Raw genomic sequence first — 12,229 nt, forward strand, 5'->3', positions numbered from 1 at the left:
GCTTTTCGTTCTAAAAAATTATATTTAGAGGCTAGAGATTAGAGGCTAGAAGCTAGTAAATTAAAAAGTAAATATTTTGTAGACGCGTAGCGGCTTCCGCAGGTATTCTGCATTTTTAATTTTGAATTGATTTATCCTAGTCCCTAGCCCCTAGTCCCTAATTATCCTCCTGCGGCAAAAGTAACCATAATCATCACGGAAAGTAAAATACCGGGTATCAGTAGCACAATTAGCGTTAACAAGTCATGAGTAGTCATAATTCTTACCTTTTAATTGTCTCCTTTTTCACTTTCATTAGTGTGATGCTAAATTAACTATTACTCAACTACTTTAATAGAGTTTTAACTTATCAAATAGACTCTTGTTCTAGCATAGTAAATCCCTTTAGTGGTTGGGAACTTTCTGTTTGCCTGAGTCCTTTACTTTGGAGTAAAACACCAAACCCGCCTAGCCCCAAGGGATCTACAAGCTGGTGTAAGGCATCGCGACGACGTAACATTTGGGAGATGGACTTTTCTGTGTGAGAGAGTGAGGCAATGCGATCGCCCAAACCCAGCATCATCAAAAATAGTTCTTGTCGCGTAAAAATAACTTTATTTAATCCGCAGCCCTCACCCCATCTTTCCAAAGCAGTAAAGTCAACATGAGCCGTGATATCTTGTCGTCCAAAATTGATATAGGGATTGTGATGGCGTTGATGATGCCAGTAGCATTGTAATGTGCCTTGCGATCGCCTGGGATTGTAGTAGCTACTAGCAGGATAGCCATAATCTACAGTTAACACATACCCCCGCTGCAAACGGTCTGCTACTACACCTAACCAATTCAAAGCCGCTAAATTTACCTCACTGCGGTAGCCTTCTGGATAAACATTTTCTGTAAACTGAATGCCAACCAAATCAAAATATTCAGCCAATTTTGGTGTAGAAAGTTCACCCGTAACTTCCACGAATGGTGAAGGGGATGAATCGGAGAGGGGGGGAGAGGGAGAGTGGGGGAGAGGGAGAGTGGGAGAAAGTAAGAATTCAGAATCAAGAATATTCCTTCTGCCTCCTGCCCTCTGCCTCCTGCCTTCTGCCTCCTGCCACGCCAGTCGCCCCAAGTCGGGGAACCCGCCCACGGCGCTGGCTCCTCTGCCTTCTTCTGTGGTGACATAAATTTCTCGCAGTTGCCCTGCTTCTAAAATAAACTGATGCACTGGCAAAGCATCTACCAACTCGTTTGAAAAAAAGCAACCTGTAATTGAGTTATTTGGTATGTCTTCTAAACTACACCAGCGTAATTTAAAATCTTGCAAGCGTTCCTGTTGTACTTGCCTTAAAGCTGGTGACTTTTCCACAATTATGTACTCCAGCGCTGCAAAAAAATCTGGATAGCGCTGCTGTACATACTTTAAAATATCTAATGCTAAATGCCCCTGCCCTGCACCCATTTCAACCAGAGAAAATGGTACAGGCTGCCCCAGAATTTCCCACATCTGAGCAAATTGTTCAGCCAGCAATTCGCCAAAGTCTGAGCCAAGGTGAACAGAAGTAAAAAAATCACCCTGCTTGCCAATATTCACTGCCTGAGTAGAATAATAACCGTATTCGGGGTGGTATAGCACCAAATCCATGTACTCGGCGAAAGTTATTCGCTTGTGGGGATTGGTAGCAATGCGATCGGCTATAACTGCACACAGTTCTAGATTAGAGTCCATAATTTTATAATTTACACATTTTATAAATAGCTTGCAGCGTGCTTTAGCAAAACCGTGCCAAGCAGTTACAACTGATGCACTCATTAAGTAAATCATTTGTAGTATGAGCTATCTCATAGAAGCAATTGGCGATGCTCTCTAAGATAGGGATATATCAAATGAATTGAAGTAATTTCCAAGCTCTAATTACTCCAATTTTTTAGCTTAATTCCTAAATTAGAAGTTTACTAAGGAGTGAGATATGCTGAGTCAAAAATCTATAGATATAGTCAAATCTACAGCACCAATATTAAAACAGAATGGTTTACAAATTACTAACAAGATGTATGAAATTATGTTTTCTAACCATCCAGAGGTAAAAGAAAAATTTGATATGTCGGCTCAAGCGGATGGTTCTCAACCTGCAAGGTTAGCATCTGCAATATATAATTATGCTAGTAAAATTGACGATTTATCTGCGTTAAAACCAATGGTTGAAAGGATTGCCAATCGCCATGTGCAGACTCATGTTTTACCAGAGGAATATTCGATTGTCGGCTCAAGTTTATTGCAAGCGATGCAGGATATATTAGGTGAAGTAATTACCGACGAAGTGATGGCAGCTTGGACAGAAGCTTATCAAGCTTTGTCTGATATATTTATTGCCAGAGAACACGATATTTATCAAGAACAAAAGAGCGTTATTGCCCCATAAGCAAAACTTGGTGACTTGATAGCGCGATCGCCTATGACGGGCTTTGCTCATTGCCCAGCATCTCGCCAGCAATTGAAGGCTTTGGCTACTGTAGTCGGAGTTGATGCCGATAGGTTAATGCAGATGTTATCACCTGCTGGGGTGGGGATGAGAATGGAGCCTATTCGATTATGTGCAGCTTATGATGCTGAGTCGGCTTGTCTCACCCCAATAATAATATTGTGTTTAGCCCAACTTTTTCACCAAATAGTTTTAATAGTGGTTAAACCTTGAATTCGCAAATCACAACATTTCTTGACGCGCTTGAGCAATATCTTCTTCAGTAATATCAACTTTTAAATCAGCACATAATCCTTTAACAGTTTGTAAAGGAGTCTTAGGAGTCGTTTTTTGAGATAAAAATTCTGCAAAATCTAATAGTTGCTGCTGTTTGTCAATAGGTAACTGGCGTAATCTTTCTAACACTGCTTGCTCGATATTCATCTAACTTCCTCCTAATTTAACTTTCCAAAAGGGCTTTAATCTCTGCCATGATTTCAGCTACTCGCCTATCTTTTTCTAAGATATCAGCCATTAACTGTTCAGGCGGTAAATGCTCAAAATCCTCCTGACTATTCGGGTTTTTGCAGTCAAGATTATAAATTGCCTGGTAAATAGCATCACCTTTTGCTTTCTCATCCTTTAGCAATCTCGCGCTTGCCTCATCTTTGTTGATGAAACTTTTCAGGCGATCGCCTATAAAATTTTCAGTCTTCTGCCCAATCTCACCAGCGATAAGGCGGTTGATTGGTTCGTTTATAGGATATTCCCTCTAACTCTGCTTCTACCTCATGCAGTTTTTCGGAATCATCCAACAACTTTAAAAACATGATCCAAGTTAACTGGGGAAGACAATCTAAGTCTCAATTCAGCCTATTGTTTGCAAGTCAGCACCGGAGTATCAAAGGCAATATGACACTTACACACTATACATAAACCAGTCAGTATAAGAATGACAATACTAGAGAACATAAAAACGGTGAATATTCAGGAACACACAATACAAAAACCAAAGTTAGCATAGGTGTAACACTTAGTACATCAGTTCAAAAATTAATAGATACTAGGTTGTTAAGTAAGATTTTTCAACTAGATAAATACAAATATGGATTGCAATTAAGAATAACTAGTGAAGGTAATATCAGACTTAACGAGTTTTTACCTTCAGGTATTAAATCCCACGGAACTATTGCACATATAACTGGTATACATTATGAGACTTACGCTAATCAAAATATAAGAATATTTGATTGGGAATATTACGATACTTCCAAAAATCGCGATCCAAATTTAGATAAACAAATTAAGATTCATTTAGCTAAGTGTAATCTAGAGGTTATAAACTTCTTAGCCTATTATCGGAGTTTTGAAATTAATGAAGATGTAGGAGAGGTAAGAAAAATGGGTAAGAATAAACGTAGGAAAATCAAAGCTAAGTATATAAAGTGATACTGATAGAGTAAACACCTGTTTATGCGACTAGCTAGAACTTTTGACACAAGAATATTTTAAAAAGCCCGTGACGAGGATTGAACTCGTGACCTCACCCTTACCAAGGGTGTGCTCTACCACTGAGCTACACGGGCAAGTTTTAATTAAAAATTAAAGATATAAAATCAGTTTTTAATTTTACATTTTTAATTTTTAACTGTTTAGAGGTGGGCCGGGCTGGATTCGAACCAGCGTAGGCGCTAGCCAACGGATTTACAGTCCGTCTCCATTAACCACTCGGACACCGACCCGTGAGACCCACGATTAATTATCTTAGCACAATGTTTTAGAAACTCAAGTCTTTTTTCCAAAAAAGTGGGGAGTAGGGCTAGGGGCTAGGGACTAGGGGCTAGGGACTAGGGGCTAGGGGCTAGGGACTAGGAAAGAAGCACCAGGAGCAGGAGAGGGAAGAAGAGAGCAAGGGGAGAGGTGCAGCAGGGGAGGCAGTGCGCCCTTACGGGTTAAGAGACTTGTAGCAACTGCCGTGGAGAAAGGGGAGAATCGTTATTCACGTTTACTCCCCCAGCTACCCCAGCTACCCCATCTTCCCCATCTCTCATTGTCCCCGTGTCCTCTTCATTCACTGCGTCTGAATTATAAGTCTTTAAGCAGATATGATAATACGCGTTTTCTAACTCAACAATTCCCCTGTCTCTTGGAGTGCGTGCAAGCGATGGTATATTCCACCATGACTTAACAGTTCTTGGTGGCTACCCACTTCGACAATCTTGCCTCGATCCAAAACTACAATTTGATCTGCCTCTCTGACTGTACTCAGACGGTGGGCAATAATAATTGTGGTACGAGTTCCTTGGAGCGATCGCATTGCCAATTGAATGGAACGCTCAGATTCGTAGTCTAGACTGGAAGTCGCTTCGTCAAAGATGAGTACGTCTGGTTCTACCAGCAATGCTCTAGCAATTCCCAAACGCTGTCTTTGTCCGCCAGATAATCTTACACCCCTCTCTCCTACCACTGTGTAGTAACCCTGAGGAAGGTGCTGGATGACTTCATCAAGTCTAGCGATTCTACAGGCTTCCTCTACCTGCTCAAAAGTAGCATCAGCTCTACCATAGGTTAAGTTATCCAATAAAGTACCGTTAAAAACATCTACTTCTTGGTGAACGATCGCTAGCCGACGCCGATAATTCCCTACATCCAAGGTGCGAATATCTTGTCCATCAATCAAAATTTGACCTTGATTTGGTTCAAAATACCGCAATAGCAACTTCACTAATGTTGATTTGCCCGAACCCGATCGCCCTACCAATGCGACTGTTTGATATGGCTCAATCAAGAAATTGATATCTTCTAAAACTCGGCGGCTAGGATCGTAGCCAAAACTAACGTGCGAGAACTCGACTTTCCCAGTGAATTTATAAGGTGATTCAGCAGTTTCGTGTCGTTCTTCCAACAGACTAACCGCATCAACTCCCGATGGTTCTTGGAGAAATTCATGAAATCGCACCATAGAGGTGTAACGACGAGCAAAAATCTCTGCTAGGGTACTAATCGGTTCTAACTCTGCATAAGCCATGCTCGAAAGAGTTAAGGTCATGATAAAGTGACCGAGAGTAATCTGTCCGTTTACTGTCGCTGCTAGCGTCAAACCTAGAATTGCAAATACGCAAAACTGGATGACAGTGCGCTGCCAAGTTTGCAGCCTGACATAACCTCTGTGGATGCGGTTCTCAACTACAGCTAGTTCGCGTTCTAAACGTAATTTTTGCCGCTGTCGTTCTTTGGCTTCTGTTGCAAATGCTTTTACTGTTTTGATGTTACTGATGATTTCTGAGGTGCGGCTTTCAGTATTTTCCATGTATTTATCTAGGCGGTTATCATGCCAAATTAGCCGCTTTAATTTTTTCAATGTAAAGCCAAGGATAACCACAAAAGAAATTAGATATAAAATTGCTATTCGCCACTCCACAAACCAAATAAATACAAAAATACCTAGCACTCGGAACAGCTTCGGAATCATCTGTCCTGCTATTTCAGGATAAGTCCATGTGTGGTTAGCAACTCCTCTGGCTACTCGTCCGGAGATCCGTCCGGGGTTATTTTCGTCATAAAATTCTATTGGTAAAGTCAGAACTTTCTCGATCGCTTTTTGATTTTGATCCTGACGCGCTCTTAAGGCGATATCCCAATGAAACCAACTGGTTAACCAAGGTTGTGTCGGTGCTCTCAATACGGTGACAATGAAGATTAAACCCAGTAATACACCTAATGCTAAAGGTTTACCCACTGGGTAATTTATAGTTTCTGCAATTGTGGCGATCGCTCCTTGAAGTGGTTTGTCTAACGGTTGATTGGACAAAATATTTAAAATTTGCCCGATCGCATAAGGTACAACCAAATCGATAATCTCGTAAGCGCTGGTTGCTGCAATACTAAAAATACTCAGCTTCCAGTAAGGACGAAAATAATTGAGAATATCTCGAAAGTTTGCCATGATGCACACTATCCAAGAGCGTGAGCCTGTTACTCTGGAAATTTTATACTACAACTATATTACATTGTAGTCAAGAGGCAAACGAGCAAATTATCCTTTGGAAGCAGGCAAGGGTGGTTTTCTGGGTGAAGAAGGCAGAGGGCAGGAGGCAGAAGGGAAAAAGTATATTTCCGTAGTTTTGTACTAATGAATCTCCTCTCGCAGTTTGATGGCTTCTTCTTGAAGTACTTTGGTGCTCTTATTCATAAAGTCTAAGATAAGTGCAAGTTCTTGCTCGCTGTAGTTTGAGTATAATTCAACCATTGCTTGTCCCATTGAGCCGAACAACGGGGCAATCTGGCGCTCCATCTCTTCTTGGATGGGCTGGATGATAACTTGCCGCCGATCGCTTGGATCTCTCTCACGCCTCACAAAGCCAGCCTTTTCAAGTCGATCGACGACACCCGTAATCGCCCCAGTGGTTAATCCCGTTCGTTCAGCAAGTTCGCCTGCGGTGATTGCTCCTGTTTGAGCAAGGATATCTGCACACTTGTGATCGGTGGTGTTCAATCCAAGTCTTTCCGCGATCGCCGTATGGAACAGCACTGTTGCTGCACTAAGTTCCCGCCCTGCCCAATTCAGCGCGTCGGCTAACTCGGTATGTTTTGATTGCTCGCTTGGCATTACCTCACATCTCCGCTCATTACCATTTTGGATTTTAGATTTTGGAGCCACTGCGCTCTTGGAGATTCCCTTGTTGAGTACAAGTGACATGATTGTGAAACATTTACTATATGAGCGTTTCAGATTTCCATCTGTCGCAATTATTGTTCAAATTGGTATTAGTTGTTAATTAATTTAGTTGCTAAGATATTTCTAAAGTAAGATATAAATAGTTTAAGAATATTAGATACTAAGATTGTATCACCAACAAGGAAAAATTTATGCCACTGAGAATTACCCAATTCGCCAGCCTTTTGCTGCTGGCAGGAACTCTGCTTCCATATACGCTCTTGGCATCTACAAAAGCTACCTTTGCAGATGAGGCTCATACGACATCTACTCAAAAAGTAGACGAAACTGCGATTCGGCAAGTTGTGCAGAAAATGCAGGATGGACAAAATTCCAAAAATGGGCAGATGTTCGCCTCTGCGTTTGCCAAAGAACACGACTACATTGTCATTGATGGTACATTCTTGCCGAATCAAACACGGGAAGCAAATGCTCGCGCACACCAGACGCTCTACGATGGCGATCGCGCAAGTTCTTTAGGTGGAAATCTTGGAGAAGTGGGTATAAAGCTAAACGTTGCAAAAATCCGCTTTTTGACTCCCCAGATTGCAGTTGCCCATATTCAAAGCCAATCCTATCTCAAGAGCCAGCCCAACAAAAGAGCGAACAATATCATCACCACTGTGATGCAGAAACGGGAGGGCAAGTGGGAGATTGTAGCATTTCACAATGCTCCGGTGCAAAAAGCTGAAGAGGACGATTTCGGCTTTGTGATTGACATTCAAGGACTCAGACAGAAAAGATAAGGAGGAATAGGCGATGAGTTTACAAACATCTCCAATACTCACCTCAAATCCGACTGATGAGGCTGCTATTCGCAGAATTCTCCAGCAAATGGTTGATGCTTGGAAGAGGGGCGATGGCGCTGCCTATGCTGCTGTGTTTACCGAAGATGCAGATTACATCGCCTTCAACGGCACGCACTTCAAAGGACATCAGGAGATTGCTTCTTCCCATCAGCAACTTTTTGACACGTTCTTGAAGGGGACGTATCTCAAAGGTGATATCAAGAGTATGCGGTTTTTAAGTCCCGAAATTGCTTTGGTACACGCAAATTACGGAATAGTCGATTCCTGGCGAACAGAGGTTTCATTAATGCGAGAGTCGATTGAGACATTTGTTGCCCTCAAACGTAACGGCGAATGGTTATTCACTGCATTTCATATCACTAGAGTGCAGCATCGTAACTGGTTGCAATGGGTGCTGTATGCAATCGCCTTACGTTTTAGTCGTTAGCTAAAATTTCCCCATGCACTCTTAAAGCCCTGTTGGAAAAAATTCCAAGCGATATCGATAAAGAGCAACTGGACGAGAACCAGCTTGAAAGTAATCTGGATCTTGTGGTGAAAGATAGACAGCGGTAACTTGATCTGCCTCAATTGCTGGATTTGATGTTGGTAATTTGCGGTAGGCTGTTGTGGATTCTACAGAGTTGAAATAGGGACTTACACCACCTTTAAATATTTGTTGAAACACTTCTGTAGCAATAAACCTGCCATCAGATGTGGTTTCTGTAGCCCGTGCAGAAACAATAGAAACTAACTGGCGTTCGCCCCTTAAAAAAGTAATTTGACGATTGGGCGAATCTGGATCGACTTTGACTGATAAAACTGTTGTGTCGCCTAAATAAGCCCGTGCCAAATTTAAGCCATTAAATACCCTATCTGCCACGATTGCCGCTTTTTTGCTTGGACGAGGGAGAATTTTTAACCCAGAAATCAGCTTTTTTTCCTGCACAAATCGCACTGGAAAACTAATAGGTACTTGGAGATATTGACGATTACCCTCAAATCCGGGTGTAACAATATCAGGAGCTAGGGGTGCAACTAAATCTACAAGTGTGCTTTTTAACAGCCAATCACCCGCCATCCAATCAGGATAAGCTAAATCTCCTACTGCTGGTTGAACTGAAGATATTTTCTCCCATTTCGGGAAATTCTCTAAATGCTCGGTTAATTCTCCTGCCGTTGCTTCTCCAGTTCCCAGCAGGAATAAAAATATCAAGCAAAAACTCCAAATCACCCTCATGACAATCATCAGATCTCTAGCACAGGTGCGGGTTGCCACACTTGCCCATACTGTTCTCGCAGAGCGTGCCAAGCTTCTACCTGTCCTGGTTCATATTCTCCCGGCTTACCCCACTGTAAAAATAAACTTAAAGCAGACTCCTGTTTTTCATCTAACAATCGGATGGCATAGGTAGTAAAATTGCCTCGTTTGGCTTCGCCTGTTTCAAATTTCACTTCCGTAATTTTATCCATATTCAAGTGAAATTCAAAACCTTCTGTATGCATATTTGCATATTTACCTTTAGGCAGTTCTGCATAAAACAGTTTTTGGATCTTGCCACGTGCTTCTAAGACTGCGGCGCTACTGGTAACAATTAAGCGCAAAGTTCCTAAAGTTTCGCAAGCTTCCAAAAATTCTTTTAAAGTTGCTGTCATTTGTTCTTTGTCCTTTGTTATTAGTCATTTGTCATTTGTCATCAGTCATTAGCTAAATACAAATGACCAATGACCAATGATTATTGACTATTGTCTATTTTTCATACTGTTCGTATGCATTTACAATACGCTGAACTAGGGGATGGCGCACGACATCTTTTTGGGTAAATTCGGAGAAGTAAATGCCTTCTACGTGTTTTAAAATTTGTAAAGCCACTGCTAATCCAGACTCTTGGTGTGCTGCTAAGTCGGTTTGTGTCATATCACCTGTTACCACCATCCGAGAATTAAAACCTAAGCGAGTCAGAACCATTTTGATCTGAGATGGTGTGGTATTTTGAGCTTCATCGACAATTACAAAAGCGTTATTGAGCGTGCGTCCTCGCATATAAGCTAAAGGAGCAACTTCGATTACACCTCTTTCCATCAAAGATGGGACTTTTTCTGGGTCGATAAATTCATTGATGGCATCGTAGAGTGGGCGGAGATAGGGATTAACCTTCTGTTGTAAGTCTCCTGGCAAAAAACCGAGTCTTTCACCTGCTTCAACGGCAGGACGAGTTAAAATCAGCTTGTCAAACTGGTTGGCAAGGAGTGATTGTACGGCTACCACAACAGCCAGAAAAGTCTTACCAGTACCGGCTGGCCCTGTGCAGAAAATTAAGTCGTGCTTGCGTAGAGCTTGGATGTATTGTCTTTGTCGGAAAGTTTTGGCACGGATTTCTTCACCTCGACGAGTTTTAGCGAGAACATCTCGCTGTAAATCTTGTAGTTCTCCTTCTCGATGACTGTCGAGGGCTTGACGAGCGGTGAGAATATCGGCGCTGGAAACAAAATTGCCTTTGCTCCACAAGTCTTCGAGCGATCGCACTAATCGACTAGCCAAATCAATCTGTTTGTCTGTACCGGAAATAAGCAGTTCCTGTCCGCGCAGTACTAGTGTTGCTCCTGTTTGCCTAGCGAGGATTTTGAGATTTTCTTCTCCTTGTCCTGCTAAAGCGATCGCGCTTGTGACATTCGGCAGTTCAATGGTAAAGGCCTCTGCCATAGTATTTACTGATTTATGAAAACCTTTTTTTGATCAATTTGACAAAGTTTAATATTCAAATTAAGCGGGTAAAGCACAATATCATGTTTAAATTAACTACTGCTTGAGTGGTGAATTGAAAATTGTGATACCAAATTGGTACGCGGGAGTTTTGTTTCAAAATTTTGGAATAGCTAATTTAAAATCCAAAATTGGTATGGATGGTATTTCAAACTACAAATAACCACTTATGGATAAAAAGTAGAGGCGCGAGCAGCCTCTGAATCCGAAGCAACGCTTCCACGTCTCTACTGTTGTTGGTTTGAGCTACAACTGTGCTCAAACCTCTTATTATACCAATGGTTTTGGTTCATAAATTCACCAAAAACATGGTTTTCATCTAGTAGCGAACACCTTTACGGGCGGTTTCCGCTTTCCGCTTACGGCGTAGACTGGGTTTTTCATATCTTTCTCGCCGTTTGACTTCGGATAAAATCCCAGCTTTTTGAATTTTCTTCTTAAAACGTCTTAGTGCCGAGTCAATTGACTCGTTCTCACCCAAACGGACTTCAGCCACTCCCTGGTTTCACCTCCTTACAGAGATTATCTGAGTCACTTAACTCCACTTGTTTACCACAAGCGTTTTATCGCTGGCTTTTGCTGGTCGCTAGCCCAAGCATTTGCTAGTGAGAGTACACTCACCCTATCGATGCCAGTGTACCAAATTTAGTCATTTGTTAGGGAGTTAGAAAAGACACAATAAACTTGTTAATTTCTACTCCTGTCTGTTCTCTAATTTAAACTTATCGAGAACGGGATTTAACAATGGGGCGAGTTCCGTTTCCACGTCGTTCCTTAGATTTAGGGGGTGGCAATCGTTCTTCCCCCTCTTGTTCAACAGAAACGTCTTCCCGACCAGCATCATTGCTGCCATAAATATCTAAGTATACTGAGTGACCAGCAGCTTCGGCAGCAGCGGCAATGACTGTACGAATAGCTTGGATATTGCGTCCTCCCCGACCAAACACTTTCCCCTTATCTGTGCTTTCAAAAGCGATGCGAATCCAAGCCCGCTTGCGGGTGTGATACATTTCACAATCGACGCTTAAAGAATCTGGCGATTCTAAAAACGGTTGGATTAAAAACCGTATCAGCCCAACGTAGTCAGGACTGATCGTTGGGGATTTTGTTGCGACTTTAAGAAGCGGCTTTTGCACTGACCTGTTCAAAGACATTGGCTTTTTGTAAGATGCGACGCACGGTGTCACTCGGTTGAGCACCTTGTTGTAGTCGCTTGACGATGCCGGGAACATCTAGTCGTACTTCATCAGTTCTAGGGTTGTAGAATCCCAGTTCTTCGAGGGGACGACCATCACGGCGAGCGAGGCTGTTGATAGCGATTATGCGATAGCTTGCTTCCCGCTTTTTACCGTATCGTTTCAAGCGCAGTTTAATCATGATTGAGAGATTATTCTCCTAATGGTTGGTGATGAATTTGCAGCTAGTTAGTTGGTTTCCAAGGAGCAATTGCCATCAGGTTGTTTTTACCCAAGCAATTGTCCATTTGTTGGTGTTAGTTCCTCTTTTTAAAGGATCATAACTTAATAAT

General features: G+C 42.0%; 16 protein-coding genes and 2 tRNA genes. 5 read left to right on the forward strand and 13 right to left on the reverse strand.

Annotation, left to right across the window (positions count from 1 at the left end; genetic code table 11):
- Window positions 1-349: 349 nt before the first annotated feature.
- Window positions 350-1,699: a class I SAM-dependent methyltransferase gene (locus UYC_RS0133170; RefSeq protein ID WP_026087605.1), complete on the reverse strand. Its 1,350-nt coding sequence runs from the start codon at window positions 1,697-1,699 to the stop codon at window positions 350-352.
- A gap of 241 nt (window positions 1,700-1,940) precedes the next feature.
- Between UYC_RS0133170 and UYC_RS0133175 the strand changes: the two genes are divergently transcribed.
- A complete protein-coding gene (locus UYC_RS0133175) occupies window positions 1,941-2,393 on the forward strand; it encodes a globin domain-containing protein (RefSeq protein WP_016876692.1) in 453 nt (150 codons plus the stop codon).
- A gap of 33 nt (window positions 2,394-2,426) precedes the next feature.
- A complete protein-coding gene (locus UYC_RS0133180; RefSeq protein ID WP_016876693.1) occupies window positions 2,427-2,666 on the forward strand; it encodes a hypothetical protein in 240 nt (79 codons plus the stop codon).
- A gap of 9 nt (window positions 2,667-2,675) precedes the next feature.
- Here UYC_RS0133180 and UYC_RS0133185 read toward each other — a convergent pair whose 3' ends face one another.
- Together UYC_RS0133185 and UYC_RS0133190 are read right to left on the reverse strand one after the other, a co-directional pair.
- A complete protein-coding gene (locus UYC_RS0133185) occupies window positions 2,676-2,876 on the reverse strand; it encodes a DUF2281 domain-containing protein (RefSeq protein ID WP_016876694.1) in 201 nt (66 codons plus the stop codon).
- A gap of 16 nt (window positions 2,877-2,892) precedes the next feature.
- On the reverse strand, window positions 2,893-3,081 hold the full coding sequence (locus UYC_RS0133190; protein WP_016876695.1) for a hypothetical protein: 189 nt from the start codon (window positions 3,079-3,081) through the stop codon (window positions 2,893-2,895).
- 419 nt (window positions 3,082-3,500) lie between these two features.
- On the opposite strand from UYC_RS0133190, the gene UYC_RS0133200 reads away from it, so the two are divergent.
- Window positions 3,501-3,881: a hypothetical protein gene (locus tag UYC_RS0133200; protein WP_016876697.1), complete on the forward strand. Its 381-nt coding sequence runs from the start codon at window positions 3,501-3,503 to the stop codon at window positions 3,879-3,881.
- A gap of 65 nt (window positions 3,882-3,946) precedes the next feature.
- Here the strand turns inward: UYC_RS0133200 and UYC_RS0133205 are convergent.
- The 4 genes from UYC_RS0133205 to UYC_RS0133225 form a co-directional block, all read right to left on the reverse strand.
- Window positions 3,947-4,018 (reverse strand) — tRNA-Thr (locus UYC_RS0133205).
- A gap of 73 nt (window positions 4,019-4,091) precedes the next feature.
- Window positions 4,092-4,174 (reverse strand) — tRNA-Tyr (locus UYC_RS0133210).
- A 380-nt stretch (window positions 4,175-4,554) separates the two neighbouring features.
- Complete coding sequence (locus tag UYC_RS0133215; RefSeq protein ID WP_016876698.1) at window positions 4,555-6,378, reverse strand: ABC transporter ATP-binding protein; 1,824 nt, start codon at window positions 6,376-6,378, stop codon at window positions 4,555-4,557.
- Window positions 6,379-6,561: 183 nt separating this feature from the next.
- Window positions 6,562-7,041, reverse strand: a complete 480-nt coding sequence (locus UYC_RS0133225; protein WP_026087606.1) for a MarR family transcriptional regulator — start codon at window positions 7,039-7,041, stop codon at window positions 6,562-6,564.
- 260 nt (window positions 7,042-7,301) lie between these two features.
- Here UYC_RS0133225 and UYC_RS0133230 point away from each other — a divergent pair, with 260 nt between their 5' ends.
- Entirely contained in the window at window positions 7,302-7,895 is a 594-nt protein-coding gene (locus tag UYC_RS0133230; protein ID WP_016876700.1) for an SgcJ/EcaC family oxidoreductase, read from the forward strand.
- 13 nt (window positions 7,896-7,908) lie between these two features.
- On the forward strand, window positions 7,909-8,385 hold the full coding sequence (locus tag UYC_RS0133235; RefSeq protein ID WP_016876701.1) for an SgcJ/EcaC family oxidoreductase: 477 nt from the start codon (window positions 7,909-7,911) through the stop codon (window positions 8,383-8,385).
- Window positions 8,386-8,406: 21 nt separating this feature from the next.
- Here the strand turns inward: UYC_RS0133235 and UYC_RS0133240 are convergent, their stop codons facing one another.
- From UYC_RS0133240 to rpsP, 6 genes are all read right to left on the reverse strand, one after another.
- On the reverse strand, window positions 8,407-9,186 hold the full coding sequence (locus UYC_RS0133240; protein WP_016876702.1) for a DUF6816 family protein: 780 nt from the start codon (window positions 9,184-9,186) through the stop codon (window positions 8,407-8,409).
- Window positions 9,186-9,593: a ChuX/HutX family heme-like substrate-binding protein gene (locus UYC_RS0133245; protein WP_016876703.1), complete on the reverse strand. Its 408-nt coding sequence runs from the start codon at window positions 9,591-9,593 to the stop codon at window positions 9,186-9,188. The genes UYC_RS0133240 and UYC_RS0133245 overlap by 1 nt, the downstream gene beginning before the upstream one ends.
- A 94-nt stretch (window positions 9,594-9,687) precedes the next feature.
- A complete protein-coding gene (locus UYC_RS0133250; RefSeq protein WP_016876704.1) occupies window positions 9,688-10,641 on the reverse strand; it encodes a PhoH family protein in 954 nt (317 codons plus the stop codon).
- Between the two features lie 379 nt (window positions 10,642-11,020).
- Window positions 11,021-11,197: a 30S ribosomal protein S21 gene (gene rpsU, locus UYC_RS0133255; protein WP_016876705.1), complete on the reverse strand. Its 177-nt coding sequence runs from the start codon at window positions 11,195-11,197 to the stop codon at window positions 11,021-11,023.
- Window positions 11,198-11,423: 226 nt separating this feature from the next.
- Window positions 11,424-11,855 carry a KH domain-containing protein gene (locus UYC_RS0133260; RefSeq protein ID WP_200862413.1) on the reverse strand — a complete coding sequence of 144 codons (432 nt, stop codon included), beginning with the start codon at window positions 11,853-11,855 and terminating at the stop codon, window positions 11,424-11,426.
- Window positions 11,818-12,078 carry a 30S ribosomal protein S16 gene (gene rpsP, locus UYC_RS0133265; RefSeq protein WP_016876707.1) on the reverse strand — a complete coding sequence of 87 codons (261 nt, stop codon included), beginning with the start codon at window positions 12,076-12,078 and terminating at the stop codon, window positions 11,818-11,820. Before rpsP ends, UYC_RS0133260 begins: the two co-directional genes overlap by 38 nt.
- Window positions 12,079-12,229: the final 151 nt, after the last annotated feature.

Origin of the sequence: Chlorogloeopsis fritschii PCC 6912, from assembly GCF_000317285.1 — a bacterium.
Classification (GTDB): domain Bacteria; phylum Cyanobacteriota; class Cyanobacteriia; order Cyanobacteriales; family Nostocaceae; genus Chlorogloeopsis; species Chlorogloeopsis fritschii.

What these genes read in the sequence shown, in the direction of transcription:
- UYC_RS0133225 (WP_026087606.1), bottom strand. Translation starts at nt 7,041, where the DNA reads ATGCCAAGCGAGCAATCAAAACATACCGAGTTAGCCGACGCGCTGAAT.
- UYC_RS0133180 (WP_016876693.1), top strand. Translation starts at nt 2,427, where the DNA reads ATGACGGGCTTTGCTCATTGCCCAGCATCTCGCCAGCAATTGAAGGCT.
- UYC_RS0133230 (WP_016876700.1), top strand. Translation starts at nt 7,302, where the DNA reads ATGCCACTGAGAATTACCCAATTCGCCAGCCTTTTGCTGCTGGCAGGA.
- rpsP (WP_016876707.1), bottom strand. Translation starts at nt 12,078, where the DNA reads ATGATTAAACTGCGCTTGAAACGATACGGTAAAAAGCGGGAAGCAAGC.
- UYC_RS0133215 (WP_016876698.1), bottom strand. Translation starts at nt 6,378, where the DNA reads ATGGCAAACTTTCGAGATATTCTCAATTATTTTCGTCCTTACTGGAAG.
- UYC_RS0133260 (WP_200862413.1), bottom strand. Translation starts at nt 11,855, where the DNA reads ATGTCTTTGAACAGGTCAGTGCAAAAGCCGCTTCTTAAAGTCGCAACA.
- UYC_RS0133245 (WP_016876703.1), bottom strand. Translation starts at nt 9,593, where the DNA reads ATGACAGCAACTTTAAAAGAATTTTTGGAAGCTTGCGAAACTTTAGGA.
- UYC_RS0133175 (WP_016876692.1), top strand. Translation starts at nt 1,941, where the DNA reads ATGCTGAGTCAAAAATCTATAGATATAGTCAAATCTACAGCACCAATA.
- UYC_RS0133235 (WP_016876701.1), top strand. Translation starts at nt 7,909, where the DNA reads ATGAGTTTACAAACATCTCCAATACTCACCTCAAATCCGACTGATGAG.
- UYC_RS0133240 (WP_016876702.1), bottom strand. Translation starts at nt 9,186, where the DNA reads ATGATTGTCATGAGGGTGATTTGGAGTTTTTGCTTGATATTTTTATTC.
- UYC_RS0133250 (WP_016876704.1), bottom strand. Translation starts at nt 10,641, where the DNA reads ATGGCAGAGGCCTTTACCATTGAACTGCCGAATGTCACAAGCGCGATC.
- UYC_RS0133170 (WP_026087605.1), bottom strand. Translation starts at nt 1,699, where the DNA reads ATGGACTCTAATCTAGAACTGTGTGCAGTTATAGCCGATCGCATTGCT.
- UYC_RS0133185 (WP_016876694.1), bottom strand. Translation starts at nt 2,876, where the DNA reads ATGAATATCGAGCAAGCAGTGTTAGAAAGATTACGCCAGTTACCTATT.